General features: G+C 62.8%; 15 protein-coding genes. All 15 read right to left on the bottom strand.

Going from position 1 to position 16,038, the window contains the following annotated elements; genetic code table 11:
- Positions 1 to 546: 546 nt before the first annotated feature.
- The gene (locus CLV01_RS29160) at positions 547 to 1,584 is read right to left on the bottom strand and encodes a hypothetical protein (protein ID WP_180288407.1); all 1,038 of its coding nucleotides are present in this window, start codon (positions 1,582 to 1,584) and stop codon (positions 547 to 549) included.
- Positions 1,584 to 2,525: a hypothetical protein gene (locus CLV01_RS15970; protein ID WP_099733838.1), complete on the bottom strand. Its 942-nt coding sequence runs from the start codon at positions 2,523 to 2,525 to the stop codon at positions 1,584 to 1,586. Before CLV01_RS15970 ends, CLV01_RS29160 begins: the two co-directional genes overlap by 1 nt.
- Entirely contained in the window at positions 2,522 to 7,483 is a 4,962-nt protein-coding gene (locus CLV01_RS15965; RefSeq protein ID WP_180288406.1) for a phage tail length tape measure family protein, read from the bottom strand. Before CLV01_RS15965 ends, CLV01_RS15970 begins: the two co-directional genes overlap by 4 nt.
- Positions 7,484 to 7,587: 104 nt before the next feature.
- Positions 7,588 to 7,914 carry a hypothetical protein gene (locus CLV01_RS15960; protein ID WP_099733840.1) on the bottom strand — a complete coding sequence of 109 codons (327 nt, stop codon included), beginning with the start codon at positions 7,912 to 7,914 and terminating at the stop codon, positions 7,588 to 7,590.
- 83 nt (positions 7,915 to 7,997) lie between these two features.
- Entirely contained in the window at positions 7,998 to 8,477 is a 480-nt protein-coding gene (locus CLV01_RS15955; protein WP_099733841.1) for a hypothetical protein, read from the bottom strand.
- 113 nt (positions 8,478 to 8,590) lie between these two features.
- Complete coding sequence (locus tag CLV01_RS15950) at positions 8,591 to 9,061, bottom strand: phage tail tube protein (protein ID WP_099733842.1); 471 nt, start codon at positions 9,059 to 9,061, stop codon at positions 8,591 to 8,593.
- Between the two features lie 65 nt (positions 9,062 to 9,126).
- Positions 9,127 to 9,471, bottom strand: a complete 345-nt coding sequence (gp17, locus tag CLV01_RS15945; protein ID WP_180288405.1) for a tail completion protein gp17 — start codon at positions 9,469 to 9,471, stop codon at positions 9,127 to 9,129.
- A 22-nt stretch (positions 9,472 to 9,493) separates the two neighbouring features.
- Entirely contained in the window at positions 9,494 to 10,048 is a 555-nt protein-coding gene (locus CLV01_RS15940) for a hypothetical protein (RefSeq protein ID WP_099733844.1), read from the bottom strand.
- 9 nt (positions 10,049 to 10,057) lie between these two features.
- Positions 10,058 to 10,390 (bottom strand): phage head closure protein, encoded by a 333-nt coding sequence (locus CLV01_RS15935; protein WP_099733845.1) that lies wholly within the window; start codon positions 10,388 to 10,390, stop codon positions 10,058 to 10,060.
- Positions 10,387 to 10,728 (bottom strand): head-tail connector protein, encoded by a 342-nt coding sequence (locus CLV01_RS15930; protein ID WP_099733846.1) that lies wholly within the window; start codon positions 10,726 to 10,728, stop codon positions 10,387 to 10,389. Before CLV01_RS15930 ends, CLV01_RS15935 begins: the two co-directional genes overlap by 4 nt.
- A 1-nt stretch (position 10,729) precedes the next feature.
- A complete protein-coding gene (locus tag CLV01_RS29155) occupies positions 10,730 to 10,894 on the bottom strand; it encodes a hypothetical protein (protein ID WP_180288404.1) in 165 nt (54 codons plus the stop codon).
- Positions 10,895 to 10,937: 43 nt separating this feature from the next.
- Positions 10,938 to 12,179, bottom strand: coding sequence for a phage major capsid protein (locus CLV01_RS15925; RefSeq protein ID WP_099733847.1), 1,242 nt, complete (start codon positions 12,177 to 12,179; stop codon positions 10,938 to 10,940).
- A gap of 68 nt (positions 12,180 to 12,247) precedes the next feature.
- The gene (locus CLV01_RS15920; RefSeq protein WP_034392898.1) at positions 12,248 to 13,093 is read right to left on the bottom strand and encodes a head maturation protease, ClpP-related; all 846 of its coding nucleotides are present in this window, start codon (positions 13,091 to 13,093) and stop codon (positions 12,248 to 12,250) included.
- A complete protein-coding gene (locus tag CLV01_RS15915) occupies positions 13,071 to 14,312 on the bottom strand; it encodes a phage portal protein (protein ID WP_257221327.1) in 1,242 nt (413 codons plus the stop codon). Before CLV01_RS15915 ends, CLV01_RS15920 begins: the two co-directional genes overlap by 23 nt.
- A gap of 11 nt (positions 14,313 to 14,323) precedes the next feature.
- Positions 14,324 to 16,033, bottom strand: a complete 1,710-nt coding sequence (locus tag CLV01_RS15910) for a terminase large subunit (protein WP_099733848.1) — start codon at positions 16,031 to 16,033, stop codon at positions 14,324 to 14,326.
- Between the last annotated feature and the right edge of the window lie 5 nt (positions 16,034 to 16,038).

Genomic DNA, 16,038 nt, shown 5'->3' with positions numbered 1-16,038 from the left:
CGCAGCGAAGCACATCACTCGCCGCGCCTGCGCTGAGTGCTTGTACCGACCCCGAGCATGTTGCACTGCCCGCCCGAATGCCGGGCACCCAGAAGTCCCCGCCCGCCACTGTGGCGACTGGCACAGGCGCATCGATGGTGCCCGCAGATGTCCTGAACAACCCACCCTCACCACCCTGAGCTGTCAGGATCGTCGCTCCATTGAGTACAGCAGTCGATACCCCACCCTGATTGCCTGCAGTCGCAACCCCGCCAGTAGGCTGCGCACCACCCGCGCCAATATTGACAACCAGCGCATCGTTGGCAGCAACGCGGAAACTCTTGACGCCCCAAGGCCCAGAGTTACCGCCAGTTGCGGCAACGCCATTCGACGCCGACGCAACAGTCGCGCCACTGCCTCCAGATCCCTGCATTGCCAGCCGCACGTACCCCGCTTTTGGGAAAATTATGCTGTTAGTGGTGAAAATAGCCATTTTCCAGCCACGATACGGCGACACGCCTCCGCCAAAAAATTGACTTGCAAAACTCATTTCAACCTCTCAATTCATCAGGAAATGAAACGCCATCCAAATGGCGACTGGTACTGCAGCATGATTGGAAAATAGGGATTGTCGATAATCAGGTCTTCTGCCAGCCCCATAATCAACTGCCCGTTCCTGGCTACTACGTTGTCGCGCCGCAGGTTGTCGCAAATCACGGCAACCACATCCCCATTCACGGGAGACGCCTGCAAAGTGACTGTGGTTTTTGCCGCGTTCTGGAGCCCATAGCGCGCGCCAGGGGCTGCCGCTTGGGTGGTGCCGGTGACAGGTACGTAAACGAGCACGGATGATGTTGAGCCACCGGGTGCGGCCACACCAATCACCCAGTCGGCTTTTTCGGTCGAGCCAGCGAATGCATCGACAGACAGGGAAAGCGCCCCGGTGCCCATGTTGTAGCTCGTCACGTAGCCGCTCATCCGCGTGTTCGGATCGCTTGTGGACGTGGCCACGACGTACATGCCCACGACAAACGAGCGGCTTGCTTCAATCACAAAGCTCTTCGCTCCGGCGCCCGGCGTCACGCTTGTGGAGCTGCTGCCCTTGAGTTGTTGGGTGGCGAAGACCTCGGCCTGGTCGCGGTAGCCCTGGGCTGCATCGCGCGCAGCCTCAGCGCCAGTCTTTGCAGTGTTTGCTGCACCCGCCGAGCCGGAGGCGGCCGCGGCACTTCCCGCTGCTGCCATGGCAGATCCAGAGGCTGCTGACGCGCTGCCGGATGCGGCACCGGCCGAGCCCGAGGCGTTTGCCGCAGACAAGGCCGAGGCGTCTCGGGCGTCCTCAGCACCTTCGCGCGCCTCTACCGCTCCGTCGCGAGCCGCCTCTGCGGCCTCCTGTGCATTGCCAGACCCTTCGGCTGCATCTACCGCTTCTTGCGCGTTGTGCTGCACGCTTTCTGCAAGCGCGTTGATCTCGGGAACAAACGGGCCTGGACCACCCATATGCGTTCCGAAGCTGTAGGCCATCCCGTTGTATTCGCCGGTCGCGCGGCGCGCCAGTGACGGAAACTCTGGGATTGGCGTCAGTTTTGCGGCTTGTTGTACTGCCATCAGATATTGCCTTTGATGTTGAGAGACAAAGAAGTCACGCCCCATTCGTCCGCCTTTATCACGCCAGAGACAAATCCCAGCGTGTTGAGGTAGCCGAGTCGCGGCAAATTCGATGCCTCAAAGGGCACCGCCATATCAAGGATTTCGCCAAGCACGGCGTCTGCGTACATGGCCTCTTCATGATCCAGGACTACACGACAGGACACGTCCCTTGCATTGCCGCGTGGAACCTGGTCATAGGTGCCGTCATCGTTGTATTTGCGGTAGGTGTAGGGCTTACGCTGAGCCTCGGCACCTCGCTCCACCCCTCCCTTGTCAGCGTTCCCGATGAGCTGCCGCCAGTCGCCCAACTTGATGTCGCCCACAGCGACCGCACCATCGCCCGGTGACTGAATGGTCACGGTCACTTCGGCGTTGGGCGCAATAGGGATGTCGTCCATGGAAATTTTTTCCAGAGCCGGCAAAGGCGTGAACAACAGCTCCCATAGGCCCGCCGCTTGCGCGAACAGGTCCCCGTGCTGTTCCCGGATGACGTCCCCGCCTGGACCGTTCCGGACCACAAGCGAGTAGGTCGCGCCCTCTGGCTGATAGACACTCGCCCCGTTGATGAAACCCGGAGCGAGCACAAAGGTGATTGCGCCTTTGCCCCGGGCCTTGGTGGACGAGTAGTCATCAAATGGAGCCTTTCTATCCGTGGGTCCCTTCCGCAACCAATAGCCACGGTCTGCCTCGGGCCGCGCTGTGCGGCCCGAGTGCATACGTGTGCACGAGTACACGGAACCATTGGACGTGCGCAGATCGTCAACGGCATAAATGCCACTGGCAACCCATGCCACTTCTCCATTGGCCGTGTTCGGCTCCGGCACGGAAGTGCCGGCCACGATCATGGCGTCCGTGATCTTCACGGGCACCATGACACGCGCTGATCGGTTCTCGGTCATTCCTTCATCTCCGCAGCGATGGCTATCGCCAACTCCCTGACATTCATGATTTCGGCCCTCATGCCGTTGCCTCCTTCTGTAACGCTGTCGTGCTGGTCATACAGCCCGGTAGTGCTGTCCGCCACGCTTGCCATGCGTGCGTCAAGACGGTCCACGCTCGTCACCAGCTTTTCCAGCAATGCATCTGTGCGACCGCCTCCACCGCCATAAAACATCGATTGCGTCTGTTGAGCCGACCAATACCGGGCTGGTCCGGTAACCTCCAGTTCCGGCCCTCGCTCGCCCACCATGCGCAGGCCACCTGAATGCATCCCGCCGGCAGCGAAGCCAGGAACCCCAGCCGCACGCAATGCAGCGATCACGTCACGCTCGTAAAAGCCATAGATGTCAGCAAGGTCCTTGGCCGACGCGCCCGCAGCCGAGGCCTCGGCCCACAACCCCGCCACATCACCCGTGCCGTCATACCGCTGCTTGATCGCGTTGATGTCATCGAGATGAGAAATGCGGTCTGGGTCCGTGATCGGGTCACGCCAGGTGATGCCTCCCACGTTGTTGACACTGCCGTACTTCGATGGCGCGCCACTGCCAGCGCCGCCCTGGCCCCAGCCTGGTCGGCCGTTGCCACCGGGGACAGGCGTCTTGGAGCCGCCATCTCCCCCAGGGCTTTCCGGGAACATCAGCTTTTCCAAGGCCTTGATCGCGGCCTCAACGCTCAGAGTTGCATCGATGTGCTTTTCGTTGCCTTCGATCAGTTCGCGCCAGTAGTTCAGCGTCTTGTCCAGCCGCTCCAACTGCTCTTGCGAGTTTTTGAGCAAGCGTTCCTCAATGCTGAGCTGGGCATCACCCATGTCCGCCAGATCAGCCAACTGGCCCGCCAGAACCAAGGTGTCCCGGTCCTTCTCGAACTGAGTCGCGTAGGCCCCGCCGTTGATACCGCTGCGCGCCGCACTGATGGCGTCCGTCAGGCCCTCGTAGCTGGACAGCTTCGCGCCACCACGCACGCCGGCCAATGCCTGCTCGATATAGACCATGCCCTGCGCGGCCAGCATCTGCTGAGTCGCAGTCACTGAGCCATACAACTCGCGCGCATTGGATTTAAGCGTGGCCAGCACGGCAGACATGCTGCTGATGGCTGACTGCGCAGCCGAGGCGATGGCGCTCCAGTAGTCCTGTTCACGCTGCACGGCGGCCTCAAAGTTGGCCATCGCAGCATCCTTGGCCTTCTGCCGCGATTCGGCGAGCAGCTTCGCAGCCTCGTCCGCCGCCGTCTTCGCCGCATCGGCAGCGGTCTCTGCAGCTTTTTGGGCATAGTCAGCCGCCACTCCAAACATCTGAGCCAGGGCCAGCAGCTTCGCTGCAAGCTCCGTGTTGCCCGATGCGAGCGCGTCTTCGATGAGCTTCCTGAAGGCTTTCTTGGCTGCTTCGCCGCCTGCAGGATCGATGTCCACGCCCAGCGCCTTGAGCCCTTCCCTCACCTGGCGCTGCATGATCCCCGCCCTCTCCACTTCCGAGTAGAAGCTGGAGTAAAAGGCGTTGATGTTGTTGGACAGCGCCTCGATGCCACCCGAGAACTTCAGCAGCTCGGTCTGGGCCTTGGCCGTCAGATCTGCAAAGCCCACCAGCGTGTCGGCCCAACCACGGAATGCCGCATCGATCATTGCGATGTTGCGCAATGCCTCGTTGAGACCTTCCACGGTGATGTCCTCACCCAGCGCGTCGAACTCATCGCGCATCCAGCCCGGGATATCGGCTTTCTTGAGTTGGTCGATGACCGCCCCGCCCATGTCCGCCATGTACTGCGCCCAGGCCTTCTGAGGATCTGTTCCCAGCACACCATCCCGTGCCGTGTAGTCCTTCAGGACTTCGCCGGTGATCTTGTCGATGATCTTGAAATAGCCGTAGCTATCCTCATCGCCGTGCTTAGGGTTGGTGGCAAAGCCAGCAACGATATCGATGTCCTTGGCGCCACCTCCAGCGTAGCCCGCCAGCGATTTATAGAGCTGCACCCAGGCATCAACGGATTGCCCAAGCTGCTTGCCCAGCTCCGGACTATTGCGCTTCGTGAGGTCGTCGTACCAATCGCCGCCGGCGCGCCCAAACAGCATCTCAGCGGCCTTGTCGTTGCCGACGCCTGTGGTGCTGTATGCAGCTCCCACATGGTTTGCTCCACGCGAGCCGAAGGCCTTGTCCAGCAGACCGCCGATCCAGTTGCCAATGAAAGCGCCGATAGGGCCACCGAACCACTGGCCGACCGCCGTACCAAGGCCCGCACCCCACTTGCCATCGGCGATGTTCAAGATCGCGCTGACGTAGCTGAATGCAGCACCGGCCTTGTTGATGATTCCGGAATACTTCGTGAGCATGTCCCCGAAATCGATCAGCGAGCTGCCCACCTTCTCCAAGCCCAGGTTGTAGAGCTTGCCGCCGGCGTTGTTGACCAGGTTGCCCAGGCCCAGGCCGAAGTCCTTCATCAGCGATGAGGTGCCCAGCTTGTACATGGTGGACAGGTTGCCCAATCCCACGCCCGAACGTCCGCCCGAGCTGCCACTGGGACCGATGCCCAGCATGGACAGCACCGTGGAGGCGATATCACCCGCGATGGGCGCCACGATGGCCTGAATCACGGGCCGCAGCACCAGGGAGCGGAACAGGCCCTCGATGTACTCGGCGCCGTTCTTGCCGCCCGCCATCAGCGCATCGCTGAGCGACTGGCTGGCCTGGTCAAAGGCCTTGTTCCATTCGTCGTTGTAGGCCTTGGTCTGGGCACTGGCAACGCGCTGGTAGGAGACCACGCGCGCACGGTCGATCAGCTCATCCTTTTGCGATGTGGTCGCATCCAGCCGCTCTATCTCGGCAATCTTGCGCTTGATTTCCAGCTCGGCATCGTATTGGGCCAAGGCCACAGCCCGCGCCTGGTTGCTCATGCCGATCAGGCCAGCCTCCAGCTGCAGGCGCTCGAAGTCCTCTTTCGCCGACTTCTCGTAAGCGTCCATCGCCTGGCGCGCCGACTCCAGGGCCTTGGAGCGCTTGAGGTAGTCCTCCGTGACCTGCTTTTCAATGTCCAGCTGCTGCTGGTAAAGCGCGACGTTTTCCTTGGCCTGCGCCTTGTCCTTTTCCTGCTGCTTCCAGACCGCAATGCGCCCACGCAGATCCGCCTCATGGGCGGCCGACAGCTTGATCTTTCCTTCTTTTAGATCAGCATTGAGTTTGATCTCAGCCTTTTGGGCGTCGTTGAGCTTGCCGGACTGGGTGACCTCTGCCTTGTTGGCGTCAATCTTGGCTTGGATCGAGGCCGCAAGCTCTGCATAGGCAGACTGCTCTTTCTTCGCGCCGTCGCCGCGCGTCTTGCTCAGCGACTTGATCTTTTCGTTGATGCCGTTGATCCGGGTCTGCAGCTCATCCGCTTCCTTGGAATCGCCGCGCCCCTCATCGCGCAAGCGCTGCTGCTGCGTCTGCAGCCTGCCGAGCGTCTTGTTCAGATCCTCAACGGCATCCTTTTTCCCCTTGAATGCCTTGGTGGTGTCCAGCAGCTCGGACAGCTCCTGGTCGGCCGCGGACTTCGCACCTGTCGTGCCCCAGCCACCTGAGGCGCCGCCCGTGTTGTCGCCCCAGCTACCTGTCGTTCCGCCAGTGAAGGCAGGCTTGGGAGTGTTGTCGCCGACGATGGCCCTGTAGACCATGCCATTGAGGCCGCCCTTGAACGATTGCTCCATCCAGTCAGGCAGCTTCGCCCGGTTGAGCCACCCCACCAGTTCCGCAAAGCGGTTCACCAGCCCAGCGACCAGATCATTGGCAGCCGTCAGCGTGCCCGCGTTGGCCACGTTCGCCATGGCCTGGTCCCAGGCATCGCCAAAGTTCTTCGTGGCGGTCTGCAGCGGCGTCAGGCTGTTGTCCGCAAGGTCCTTGAGCCGAGTGCCCAAGGCATCGAGCACCACGCCCTGAGCGCCAGCTTTGTCGCCGGCCTCCACCATGGCTTCAATGGCCACCAGTTGGGACACGGTGAGGAAATTGAAGGCCTCATCCAGGACACGCGCTCCCTTGGCAGGCTCCTCCATCGCCTTGGCCAACTCCTTGGCGGCGCTGGCGGCATCCTGGCCCGTGGCCGTTGCAAAGTCTGCCGACAGCAATGCGATCTTCTGCAGCGCCTCGCCGCCCAGGGTTCGCACCTGCACCAGGTCCGCGATGATGGCCGAGGCCATGCTCTTGCTGATCCCCGGCAGCTCAATCATCTCCTTCTTGAGCTGCTTGATGGCATCGGAGTTCAGGAAGCCCGCGCGCCCTGTGGCCTCCAACTGCGCCATCAGCGTCATGTTGGTGCGCAGCGTGCTCTCCGAGTACGCCATGGCTGCGCCAAAGCCCACCACTGCAGCCGCTACAACGGTGTAGGGATTGACCAGGCCCAGCAGGGTGCTTCCCAAAGCCTTGCCAGCCGCAGCGAAGCCGCCGAACATGTCGCGCAACTGCAGGCCCTGCTGCATGAAAACGGTCATGACGGGCATGCCGCCCTGCAGGCTCACAACGATGTCGCTGATCTGGGCCGGCACCCCGCGCATTGCGGCGGATGTCGCCCGCGCAGACATGCCAACCGTCTTGAACGATTCCTCGGCCTGCTTTTCAAACAGGCGCATCTGCTGCAGGTACGGACCAAGCGCTGCCATGTCGGCGCCACGTTGCTTGGCTATGGTCTCGTAATAGGCGGCAGTGCCCTTGCCACCGGCCTGCATGGCGGCCATCTCGCGCTCCAGAGAGCTGATGATGCTGCGTGTGCTGCGGTCAATGCTGCTCGCAGCCGTCTGGCTGCTCTTGCCCATCCCGTCGAAAGCCGTACCGGCCTTGGCGCCGGCTTGGGCGGCCTCATCGCCCACGGCTTTGACATCCTGCTTGATCTCCGACAGGCCGGCCTTGGTGTTGTTGCGCACACCAAACTCAAGATTCGATTTGCGTGTGGTGTCTGTCATGCGTACCGTCCGGGCAACAAAAAAGCCCTGCGGCATTGCCGAAGGGCTTCAAATAAAAGGACCGCCGTAGCGGTCTGCTCAATGCTCGTTAAGCCGAACGCCCCTCACCCGCGGAGCACGCCCTTGATGTGAGCCGCCAGCTTTTTGGCCTGTTCTCCACCATCGGGCCGCACGATCTCGGGCGATGGACAGGCATCGTTTTTGGACAGCCGGTATTGCTCCAGATAGGCAGCCGACAGGCTGCGCAGCAGCTGCAGCTCATGTGGGCGAAATGGGCACCGCGTGGCCTGCTGCCAGGCGGCTATCTCCGGCCAGGAGATGGGCGCCAAGTCCATGCCCGCATAGGAGACCGGCCCCACCTCCATCAGCGCCGCGATGAAGTGATAGCCGTCCTCCAGCTCGGGCAAAGGCAGCTCTGCGTCATCGCCCATACGCTGCGCCCTGCTTTGGCGCGGCGCATCCTCGCTCGATCCCTTGGGCGGATCGACGGGCGCCTGCAGCCAGGCCAGCTGCTTTACGTAGCCTCGGAGCTGGATGCCGAGGTCGCGCCAAAGTTTCCCAGGCTGTCGGACTCCTCGATGATCTGAACGGCCCAGTGCGGATTGCGCTTGAGCGCGGCGCGCAGTTGGTCGGCGCTGTAGGGCTGGCGGACGCCCTCCCAGCCAGCGACACGCACCACGGCGCCCTCGATGTTCTGGGCCTCCATCTCATCGATGGTCTTGGCCTTGGGGGCCTTGCCTCGGCGCTGTGCCGCGCGCTGCTCGTTGAGGAATTTTTCCGCAACGCCGGAGTTCCAGGCGACCACCTCGGGCGCGAACGTGCCGCGCACGATGAGGGTGATGCCGGTGGACGAGCCGTCCGGGTTGCGCAGCACAAACTTGTGGCCGGCCTCGCAGGCGCTCACCAGGTCGAAGGCAGTGATGTCCACAAGTTCGGCAGCAGCGACGGCGGCGGATGTGGCCACGGCCACGGCTTGGGTGATGGTTTTGGTCATGTCGATCTTTCAGCGGAGGAGATGGAAATGCCCGCGCCCGACTGCCCGCCTCCGCTGAGAGACGAAACAGCCGGGCCGGTGCTGGGGTGGCCCGAGGGCCGAAGGAGAAAGGGTCAGGGGCCGGCAGGTGCGGGCACTTCGATGATGCCGACGCCATCCTTGGAGGTAGTCAGCTCCAGGCCGACGCTGGCCGAGTACATGCTGTCCACGCTTTCGGTGGACTTGGACCAACTGGTCACCAGGCCCGTGAAGTAGTCGATGGAGCCATCTTGGTACTCCACCTCGAAGGCATAGGCAGCATCGGAGTTGAGGGCGGCCTTGACGATGATCTGTCCCGGGTCTGCGGCGTCAACAGCGAGCTGGATGGTCTTCTGCCCCTCGTTGAACGAGCCTTTGTACTTGCGGGTGCCGCGCGTATCGATGGGGTTGTGGTTGACCACCTGATAAGTGCGGCCGTGGCTGCCGCCGTTGGTGATCTCTCCAATCTTGGAGAAGGTCAAAGCCGCATAGCCATCCTTGTCGTAGGTGGCGGGCAGTGCTGCAGAAATGCCGATCTTGGTCCCGGCAACGGTTTGTGCGCCCATGGCGTTTTCCTTTCGGACGTAAAAAAGCCCGCTGCTGCGGGCCGGGGTTGAGAAAGAGTCGGGCGCTATCGGCGCGCCCAGATTGAAAAGCTCTGCTGCATGCCGAAGATTCCGGCATCGCTGCCGCCGTCGTCGAACATGTCCAGAGGTTCATCCAGCGGCGTGCACTGGATGGCATCGGAGGCCGTCAATGCGTCCTCGATCTGGCGGATCAGGGCCGTGGCCTTCATGGGCGTTTCATCCCAGACCGTGATGCTGACGCGACCATTGCGCAGATTGCCTGTTGGCCGCTTGTCGAGGTTGCGCATCGCGCGTCCGCCAACGCGCTGCCAGATCACATAGGGCATCTTGGTTCCCCACGGGGCGACAACCGGCAAAGACCTCGGACACAGCGCCGTCAGGATGGCCACAAGGGCGGGTTCATAGCTCATGTCACTTCACCTGGTCATAACGCTTTTGCAGCTCCAGATTCGCAGCCTCAATCGCTTTCGACATTGAATCTTCAGCGCGCGCAACGAAGAAATATCCCAGCCGGTGGACGGGGCCACCGGGCCGAGGCACGTAGTACGCATCTTTCTCGGCCTGTGTGGCGCGGCGCCTCGGCCGGGGCTTGCCATGCGCCTCGGGCCGCACCCGCGTGACCCACTTGCCACCCTTGGCAATGGTCACGGCGTAGCGCTGTACCCACCCCCTCTCCAGCAAATGCCCATGGGGCGCTTTCCTGGCGTTCCAGCTGACGTGGTACTGCGCCTGCACGCCATCGATGGAGTGCTCAGGAGAAAACGCCTGGTAGACCGCACGGCCCAGGTTGCCGGTCACGCTGCCTATGGAACTGACGTTGACCTTGACCGCCTCGTAGAGCACCTGCGCGCCGGCCTGCGCAGCGGGGCGCACGGCCTGGTCGGCAGCTTCGCCCAGCGCATCCAGGAAATCACCCAGGGCCGCAGTGTCAGCACGGATGGTGAAAGAGTTGGTTCCATTCGCCATTGCCTCCCCTCACTGGATGAGCTTGCAGACGAGGTCCATGTATTCACGGGTCGGCCCGGGAAGCACTGCCTCGATGCTGTAGATGGACGACCCGAACAGCACCCGCATGCCGGCGTCCACGCCAGCGCGGCGGCGAATCCGGATGCTCGCGCGGACGATGGACACCTCGGCGTCGGCTTTTATCGTGCCCAGGCCAGACTTGTGCAGCACGTTGGCTGCGATGCGGCCCGGGGAGATGTTCTCCCAGGCCTCGGGCTCGGGCGTGCCCCAACCGTCCGTGCCGCCTGTCTTGCGCTGGATGTGGATGCGGTCTCGAAGGGTGCCGGCGCGGAACGTGGTCATAGGCCCTGCACCTTCCGATGGGGCCGCAGCAGGTCGCGCGAGCCGTTGGGCATGGCAAAGGACTGCGCACCCACCACCACGTCCTCGCGGTTGGCGAAGAGGTGGCCGCAGATCAGCAGCATCGCGGCCTTGACCGAGTAGGTGGCCACTATAGGCAGCTCACCGGCCTCACCCGCAGCCACCGCAGCGTCAAGCTCGGCCTGGTCGGCGTACACCTTGCGGCCCAGGTACTCCTGGGCGGCGTCGATGGCAGCACCGAGATACAGCTCCACCATCGCGGCGTCCTCCGGGTCAGCCCGGCAGTGGTCGATGGCCGTCTCGATGGTCAAGATGGGCATGCTACGACTTGGCCTTATCTGTACCAGCGACGGCCTTCTTTTGCTCAACCGCGCCCAGTTCGATCGCGGCGGCTTCGAGTTCGGCCGGGATCTCATCTCCCACCTCGAATACGGTGGGATAGATTTCTCCGTCCTTCACGCCTTTGAATTGCCTGGTTGCCTTCATCGTCTTCTCCTGAAATGGAGAAAGGGCCGAAGCCCCTTCTTGGTTACGCCGACACCTTCATTGCACGCAGGCACTCGGGGTTCTGCACGCCGCCGCCCACGCGCTTGGTCGTGTAGAAAAGCACGTACGGCTTCTTGGTGTAAGGGTCGCGCAGCACACGCACCCCCATGCGGTCGATGATCAGATAGCCGCGCTTGAAGTCTCCGAACAGGATCGGCACGGCATTGGCCGCCACATCGGGCATGTTCTCGTCTTCGGCAAGGCCGTATCCGTGAAACGTTGCCGGCTGACCAGCCTGCGCAGACGGTTGCCACAGGTAATTGCCCTGGCCGTCCTTGAGCTTGCGCAGCTTCGCGATGGTCAGGTTGTTGGTCAGGAAACGCGCGTTCTGGCGGTACTTCTTGGGCAGGGCATAGATCAGATCCAGCGCGGCATCGGAGCTGATGTCTGCCGCAGCGCCGCTGTTGGTTACCTTGATCGCGCCAAAGGGATGCTTGGCCGCATTGGCGCCACCGGTGACATAGGTCAGGATACCGGCAGGCTTCTTCACGCCGTCGCCACTGATAAAAGCCAGGCCTTCCTGCTCTGCGAACTCTGCCTGTACTTCGCTGGCCAGCCATGCCTCGATGTTGATCTCGCTATCGTCCAGGATCTGCTGAGTCGCAGCCGGGTTGGCATAGATTTCGCCGTGCCCGAAGCCAAGCGCCGCCAGCACGGGAGTGGCCGTCTCGGGTCGCTGGTCGGTCTCGCCAACCCAGCCGGAGCCCGTGCCACCCATGTTGAACAGCTTGGTCCAACCAGCCTTGCTGGTGGGCTGCACCTGGGCCAGCTCGCGCATGGGCGACTCGTCGCGCAGCTTGTCGGTGATGGTGCGATCCCACTCGACGGGGGTCAGGTAGCCGCCTTCTTCAGCCGTACCCTTGTTGAGGCTTGCCTGCACGTCGCCCTTGCGCATGTGCGCATCAAACGAGGCGCTGTACTCCTTGTCCCGCAGAGCAACGCCAGGCGCGCCCATTTGAGCTGCGGCGATCTTGGTGTGCGCGTCTTCGCTTTCACGCTGCAGCTTGTCGAGCGCTGCATTGATCTGCGCCAGCTTTGCCTCCTGATCGGCACCAGACTTGCCGGCCTTGATCTCCTCCAACTGCTTGGTGTGCTCTGCACGGAAAGCGGCGAATGTCTGCTGCAGGCCATCGATCAATGCCTTGACTTCGGCGTTGCTGGGAGCCTCGGCGCGGACGGCCATGATGCCGCGGGGAACGGGACGTGCTGTGTGTTGCTTTGCCATGATGTGGCCCTTTCAGAAATGACAAAGCCGCCTCAAGGGCGGCCGATTGGGTTGGTGGTTGCTGCGGTCTACACGCGCATCGTGTCCAGCAGCGATTGCAGCGAGGCTGCGACTTCAGGGCCAGCGCGCGGCGTGGCCCCAGGATCGGCAGCGCCCGGCGTGCCGTTGGAAAACAGGGCTTTGAACGCATCTCTGCGCGCATTGCGCGAGTAGCCGGCCTTGGCCATTGAGGCCTCGATCAGCGCCAGCGGCTTGCGCGCGCCAGATGCTTGGGCCGTGCGGGTTATCTCCGAGCTGGGCAGCAGGCCAGTGGCGAAGCCGTCATCGACTGCTTGTTGCGCACCGATCCAGGTTTCGCGATCCATCAGCATCGCGGCCTCAGCCTCGGTGATCCCGGAGCGGTGGGCATACAGCGCAGCCATCGCGGCATCGAACGGCGCCAGCACGGCGGCTGTGTCGGTCATGTCGTGGCGGTTTCCGACGGCCACGGCCCAGGCGTTGTGGATCATCAGGAACGAGCCATCACCCATCAGGATCTCGTCGCCGGCCATGGCAATCACCGAAGCCACCGAGGCGGCCACGCCCAGCACGCGGATGGTCACCTTTGCCTTGTGCTCGCGCAGCAGGTTGTAGATGGCCATGCCCTCGAAGAAGTCGCCGCCCGGGGAGTTGAGGTTGACCGTCACATCACGCGCGCCGATGTTGCGCAGCGCGGCGCCGATGCGCTTGGCCGTAACGCCCGTGCCCTCCCAGTTCTCGCCGATGGAGTCGTAGATGGAGATGCTCGTTTCCGCGTCGCTGGCCGAGGCTCGCACCTCGGGTTCCCATCGGTCCACAGCATCAGGGCGCAGGTCGAATCCAGCCTTGGACAGCCGGTGATCCGCGCGGATCTCAGGTAGTTGCTTGAGGCTCATTGCTTACTTTCTTCCCCGAGGGGTCGCCCAGGGTGTTGAACTTCGGGTTCGGGTCTGCCGGATACTCAGCCAGGTCGCGGACCTCATTGGCCGTGTGCCATGGCTGGTGGCCACCGGCGCCCAGCGCCTTGGCGAAGTAGTCCGCCTGGTCCTTGAGCGTGCCGCGCAGCAGCGCGCGCTCGTTGAACTTGAAGTAGTAGTGGCCGCGCTCTGCATCCGTCAGCAGCGAGCGCTCCAGTGCCTGCTCCCAGGCCGTGAAGCGCGGCGTCATCGTGAACTGCACGAAGAAGATGGCCAGTTGCTCGATGCCGGACCCCCAACTGGTGTCATCCATCATCAGCAGCGGGCGGGGCACGCCGTACAGGCGGGCCACCTCCTCGATCTGGTGATTGCGGCTTTCCAGCTGCTGGCCGTCCTTGGCCGTCGAGGTGAAGGGATTGGCCTTGGCCCCCTCCTCCGCGATCATCCATTTGTTGACGTTCTCGGAGCCACTGAGACCCTGGTCCAGCGATGCCCGCATGCGGTTGTATGCCTGGTCAGAGAGTGCATTCGGCGTCTCGATGGCGCCCCCAGCCATCACGCCAGTCTTGAAGATGTTGCCGGCCGCGCGCTGCGCCTGCTCGGCCAGCTCGAAGACCTCGGTGGACAGTTGCCGCTTGGACAGGCCCAGCACGCCGTCGAACGAGAGCTCGCGCACATGCAGGATCTCCTCCTGGTCCAGCGTGATCTGCCCGCCGTTCTCGGTCGTGCAGCGGTACTGCATGCGCCAGTTACTGCCCAGCTTGGCGTCCACCTTGCCCTTTTCGAAGGGGATCAGGTGGATCGGGCGGCCAGCGGCGCGGATGATGCGCGCGTATGCGTTGCCCTCGGTCTCCAGCAGCAGCTGCATCTGGCTCTTGAACTCCATCGGCGTCTGCCAGGGGTTCGGCTTGTAGCGCAGCAGCTTGTGCGCCGGGTGATCCTTGGCAACCTCCTTGTCGTCGCCGGCTCGGTAAAGGCTGGTGGGCAGCATGCCCAGGCCATTGCCGATCAGCGAAAGGCAGCGCAGCGCCGAGGTGTTGCGCAGCATCCGGTTCGATGCGCCCATCTGGCCGTTGCGGATGAACTCCAGCAGCGCCGGATCGTCCAGGCCCTGGAAGGTGATGCCTTCCGTACTGGCTCGCGGGCGCGACTGAGCCTCCGGCCCATCTCGCCGGAACAGCTTGTCGAATATCTTCATGTGGTCGTGCCCTATAGAAAGCGCATTCCGCGCGTCTCGTAGACGGATGGCCCTTTGGCCTGCGGATTGGTGGCCATGAGCGTGACGGCGTTCAAGGAGGCCATCAGCGGATCAATCTTCCCTGTGCCGCTGGCCTGCTTCGTGATCAGCGAGGCATTGCCCGAAGGCACCACCTTCGCATTGCCCACACACCAGGCCATGAGAGGCTGTGCCGCGTGGGTAAGACTCCCATCCTCCAGGCCCCGCTCCGCGACAGCCATGGCGCCGGTAAGCTTCCAACCCTGCGAGATGCCGATGATCATTTCCTCCGGTATCCCGGCATCAATGAGCGCTTGGTACACCACCTTGTGCGTTCGCTCAGGGTCCAGGCCGATTCGCGCCAGCAGGCCGGCGTCGTAGATCTCCTTGCAGACCGCCGCAAGCTCCTCCAGATCCTGCCCCGGGCGCTCCACCACGACCAGGTCGCCGTCGCGCTCGAAGTCTCGGTATCTCGGCTCCTCCGACTTACGCCTTTCGATGCCAATGGGGTGGATCCAAGCCTTGTTCCAGAGCGCACAGCGAGTCACGCCTCGGTATCGCCCCTCAACAGCTAGGCCCAGCAAGTCATCCAGCCCGCCACCGTCGATCCCGACCACAACGACCTCGCACTCGCGCAGGATGTATTCGAGCGAAATGCGGCGGTTCCCACGAAGCTCCCAAAACTCGGCGCCGGCCCAGCTGTTGGAACGCTGCTTCAGGCCGACCTCAACGTTGCCGTACTTGGCCAGCATGCCTTTGAGCGACTCCTTGCCCTCCTGCTGCGCCTTGCGAAACTCGCGCTCCAAGAATGGTCGGTCCACCGAGTACCCCAGATTGGGGTTCACCATGGCCAGGTTCTCCAGGAGCATGCAGCCCTCGTTCTTTACCAAGTCTGGCGGATGCTCGAACAGGATAGGCAGGAACTCGGGATCAATGATCGTGCCGTCGCGCACTCCCCTCGCGTACTCCAGCTTCTCCTTGAAAACGCCCGCAGGTTCCTCATCGCTCTGGGTGGTGATGTACAGGATGAAACCTTCGGGGCGTGCAGCCAACCCGCCGCCAGCTTCCCGCAGCATGTCCTTTGCCTTGGCGATCTTGCCGAACAGCCAAAGCTCCTCCACCAGCAGCACGGCAGACTTCTTGCCGGAAACGGTATTCGTGTCCGCTGCGATCACCTTCAGCTTCGCGCCCATGCTGCGATGGGTCAGGATCCGCTGGGTGTCCTGCACATGGATCAGTTCCGCCAACTCGCTGTAGGGCTCCTCGTCCTCGTCTTCGCTCTCCTCCAGGTACTGCACCATGTCTTTGGCGGGAGTGAAGCTGTTGTCAGCGACCTCCTTGGTTGGCGCCAGGATTGTGAACTCTGCCGACCGGCGCCAGTTGCGCACCAAGCAGGTAAGCATGATGGATGCCGCCAAGCCGGACTTGAAGTTCTTCTTCGGCAGCATCACGAACCATTCCTTGATGAGCCGGCGGCCGCTTTGGGCGTCGTAGGCACCGAAGATGGAGCCAGCCAGATCAAAGATCCACTGCCCGCAGGCGTCAGCCATGCGTGGGCTTCCCGGGGCGTCCACGATGCGCAGATCCCGCATCACGGCTAGACCCGCCTCGGCCTCCTCAGGAAAGATCGGCGGCGGGATGATTGAGCGACCCTCCCGGATCCGCTCAGCCCAGTCAACGCATGAGGTAGACCATTCAGGCATTCGCC

It is taken from the genome of Delftia sp. 60, assembly GCF_002754395.1.
GTDB lineage: Bacteria > Pseudomonadota > Gammaproteobacteria > Burkholderiales > Burkholderiaceae_C > Comamonas > Comamonas acidovorans.
Note: the sequence above shows the minus strand (reverse complement) of the source record. Positions and strands in the feature narration are given on the sequence as shown.

Bases quoted from the DNA above. Each gene is read 5' to 3' on its own strand.
- CLV01_RS15910 (WP_099733848.1), bottom strand. From the start codon at position 16,033: ATGCCTGAATGGTCTACCTCATGCGTTGACTGGGCTGAGCGGATCCGG.
- CLV01_RS15970 (WP_099733838.1), bottom strand. From the start codon at position 2,525: ATGACCGAGAACCGATCAGCGCGTGTCATGGTGCCCGTGAAGATCACG.
- CLV01_RS15940 (WP_099733844.1), bottom strand. From the start codon at position 10,048: ATGGCGAATGGAACCAACTCTTTCACCATCCGTGCTGACACTGCGGCC.
- CLV01_RS15925 (WP_099733847.1), bottom strand. From the start codon at position 12,179: ATGGCAAAGCAACACACAGCACGTCCCGTTCCCCGCGGCATCATGGCC.
- CLV01_RS29155 (WP_180288404.1), bottom strand. From the start codon at position 10,894: ATGAAGGCAACCAGGCAATTCAAAGGCGTGAAGGACGGAGAAATCTAT.
- CLV01_RS15960 (WP_099733840.1), bottom strand. From the start codon at position 7,914: ATGGGCGATGACGCAGAGCTGCCTTTGCCCGAGCTGGAGGACGGCTAT.
- CLV01_RS15965 (WP_180288406.1), bottom strand. From the start codon at position 7,483: ATGACAGACACCACACGCAAATCGAATCTTGAGTTTGGTGTGCGCAAC.
- CLV01_RS15955 (WP_099733841.1), bottom strand. From the start codon at position 8,477: ATGACCAAAACCATCACCCAAGCCGTGGCCGTGGCCACATCCGCCGCC.
- CLV01_RS15950 (WP_099733842.1), bottom strand. From the start codon at position 9,061: ATGGGCGCACAAACCGTTGCCGGGACCAAGATCGGCATTTCTGCAGCA.
- CLV01_RS15915 (WP_257221327.1), bottom strand. From the start codon at position 14,312: ATGAAGATATTCGACAAGCTGTTCCGGCGAGATGGGCCGGAGGCTCAG.
- CLV01_RS15920 (WP_034392898.1), bottom strand. From the start codon at position 13,093: ATGAGCCTCAAGCAACTACCTGAGATCCGCGCGGATCACCGGCTGTCC.
- CLV01_RS29160 (WP_180288407.1), bottom strand. From the start codon at position 1,584: ATGGCAGTACAACAAGCCGCAAAACTGACGCCAATCCCAGAGTTTCCG.
- CLV01_RS15935 (WP_099733845.1), bottom strand. From the start codon at position 10,390: ATGACCACGTTCCGCGCCGGCACCCTTCGAGACCGCATCCACATCCAG.
- CLV01_RS15930 (WP_099733846.1), bottom strand. From the start codon at position 10,728: ATGCCCATCTTGACCATCGAGACGGCCATCGACCACTGCCGGGCTGAC.